Source organism: Pseudomonas sp. MD195_PC81_125 (assembly GCF_014060985.1).
Lineage (GTDB): Bacteria > Pseudomonadota > Gammaproteobacteria > Pseudomonadales > Pseudomonadaceae > Aquipseudomonas > Aquipseudomonas parakoreensis.
This window is the reverse complement of the sequence record NZ_JABULD010000680.1, coordinates 1-2,652: the sequence shown is the minus strand read 5'-3', so window position 1 is coordinate 2,652 and position 2,652 is coordinate 1. Positions and strand designations below refer to the sequence as shown.

The window sequence follows — 2,652 nt, the reverse complement described above, 5'->3', positions numbered from 1 at the left end:
TGCCGCAGGCTGCGATCTTTTGATCTTAGGCCGAAGGCCCGCCGCTCAACCCCTTGAGCAACAAATCCACATTCCCCTCCAGCTCCGCCACCGGATCCGCTGCATCGGTACTCAACACCAGCAGATGACTGCCCGAGGCGGCAATTGCTGCTTTCACTGCCTCCGACGGCTGACGATGATGCAGCACCAGCGCCACGTCGTTGTCCTTCAACGTCGCCGTGAGCTTCTTCAGATCTTCGGCTGTCCACTCGGCATCTGCTCGCGCGTCCTGGCCAATCAGCTCCAGATTCAGGCTGCCGATCAGGTAACCGAAGTGATCGCTGAGGCTCAGCACACTGAGGTTGTCGACCTCGGCCAGACGCGCTTCGCTGTCGGCGCTGAGCTTGAGCAGGCGCTGTTTCAGCGCCGCCAGATTGGCCTCGATCTTCGGTTTGGCCGACGGCGCCAGGCGCACCAGATCCGCCGCGATCACGTCAGCCATCCGTCCCATGTTGTTGCTCGCCAGCCATGGCTGACTGTTCAAGCCATCGACCTTCAGCCCCGGCTGCACAGCGATCCCCGGCAGGCGCCGTCCACCGGACGTGCTGCGTCGACCTCGACAATGCGAATGTTGCTGCGCCGTGCGATCGGGTACAGCGGATCATCCGCCCACAGCGAGCGCACGCCGATCACCGCATCGGCATCGCTTGCCAGTTTGCCCAGCGCCGGTGCGCCGCGACCGGTGAAGTACGCAGTCTGACGGCTGCCCGGCAGATTGACCGGGGCCGCGCGTTCCAGGCTGACGTCGGTGCCTTTGAGCAGCACTTCGCCGAGGCCGTAGGTGATGGGCAGCGAGGCCAGTACGCGTAGCGGTTGAGGGTTTTCAGCCGCCAGCAACGGGCTGCCGACCACGCCGCACAGGGTCATGGCCAGGGTCAGTTTTCGCAGGGAGAAAGTCATTTATCCAAGGTTCCCTTTCAGACTCGGAACAACCCCGCGCGCAATGGCGGCGAGGGCAAAGGCGATGCCGGCGACCAGGATGATCGCGGCGCCGGACGGGATCGGCAGATCGAAGACGATCGGCGCGAGAATTCCGCACAGGGTGCTGACGGTGGCAATCAGCACCGAGCACCAGAAGAAGCCCTTGAGCGACTGGCTGAGCAAGCGTGCTGCCGCCGCCGGAATCACCAGCAACGCGCCGACCAGAATCGCGCCGATGACCTTCACCGCCGCGACGGTGATCAGCGTCACCAAAATCACGAACAGGTAATCCAGAGTCTTCACCGCGACGCCGCGCACCGCCGCCAGTTGCGGGTTGAAACTGGCCAGCATGATCCGGTTGTACAGCGGCAACGCCAGGGCCATGACCAGCGAGCCGACAATCGCCAGCACCAGCAGGTCGTTGCCGTTGACCGTCAGCACCGAACCGAACAGCACGTTCTCCAGAATGTGCACGTTGATCTTGCCGGCCAGAATCAGCAGCAGGCTTGCACCCAAGGCCAGCGACACCGAGAGGAACACACCGATCAGGGTGTCCGGCGCCAGACCGGTGCGGTTGCGCAGGTAATTGAGCAGAATGCCGAACAACAGGCAGTAACCGAACAGGCTGCCGTACGGCCCGGTGTAGGGTTCGCCGAGCAGAATGCCGATGGCCACGCCGGTCAGCGCCGCGTGGCCGACCGCTTCGGAGAAAAAACGCAAAGCGCTTGACCACCACCAGCGTGCCGAGGCCACCGAGCACCGGGCCGATCAGCAGCCCGGCGAGCAGCGCGTTGACCACAAAGCCGTAGGCCAGCGCTTCCGGCAGGTAACCGGACGACGCCCAGCCCTGAACCATCAAACGAAAGGCTTCGTAACTCATCAGACCGCGCTCCGAGGATGGGTGGAAAACAGGCTCAGCAGCCGTTCCGGGGTCAGCGCCTGTTGCGGCGTGGCGTCGAACAGCACGCGGCGGTTGAGGCCGGTGACCCGGTCGGCCAGGCGCTTGACCGCTTCCAGATCGTGCTCGATCCACAGCACGGTGATGCCGGCGGCGCGCCAGTCGCCGAGCAGGCGTTCGAAGACTTGGATCCCGGCTTCGTCGAGCGCCGACATTGGCTCATCCAGCACCAGCAGTTGCGGGGCCGGGATCAAGCCTTGGGCGAGCAACACACGCTGGCGTTCGCCACCGGACAGCGCACCCATGCGCCGCTTGCGTTTGTCCTGCATGCCGACCCGTTCCAGCGCCTCGCCGATGGCCTTGGCGTAGTGTCTGCTCAAACCGAGAAAGGCCGGACGCCGCTGGCACATGGCGGCCATGAAATCGTCGACGGTCATCGGCAGGCCGCGATCGAACTCCAGCGCCTGCGGCACGTAGCCGGTGGTCCCGGGTTGGCCGGGCCAGTGCAGGCTCAGTTGACCCTGATGCGGCATTTGCCCGAGCAGGGTCTTGATCAGCGAACTCTTGCCGCCGCCGTTGGGGCCGACCAGGGCGTGCACGTGGCCGGGTTGCACTTGAAAGGTGACGTTGTCGAGGATTGTCGTGCGCCCGAGCGTCAGAGAGACTTGCGCAAAATCCAGAGTCGGCCCCAATCCCTGTGGGAGCGAGCCTGCTCGCGAATTCGGTGTGTCATTCGACAAAGATGTTGGCTGATCCGGCGCCTTCGCGAGCAAGCTCGCTCCCACAGGGGATGG

Annotated in this window: 1 protein-coding gene and 2 pseudogenes; all 3 read right to left on the bottom strand. The window is 64.4% G+C overall.

Going from position 1 to position 2,652, the window contains the following annotated elements; genetic code table 11:
- Positions 1-25: 25 nt before the first annotated feature.
- Positions 26-939, bottom strand: a pseudogene (locus HT737_RS26625) (metal ABC transporter substrate-binding protein).
- Positions 940-1,840, bottom strand: a pseudogene (locus tag HT737_RS26620) (metal ABC transporter permease).
- Positions 1,840-2,598, bottom strand: a complete 759-nt coding sequence (locus HT737_RS26615) for a metal ABC transporter ATP-binding protein (RefSeq protein ID WP_306287274.1) — start codon at positions 2,596-2,598, stop codon at positions 1,840-1,842. The pseudogene HT737_RS26620 and the gene HT737_RS26615 overlap by 1 nt, the downstream one beginning before the upstream one ends.
- Positions 2,599-2,652: the final 54 nt, after the last annotated feature.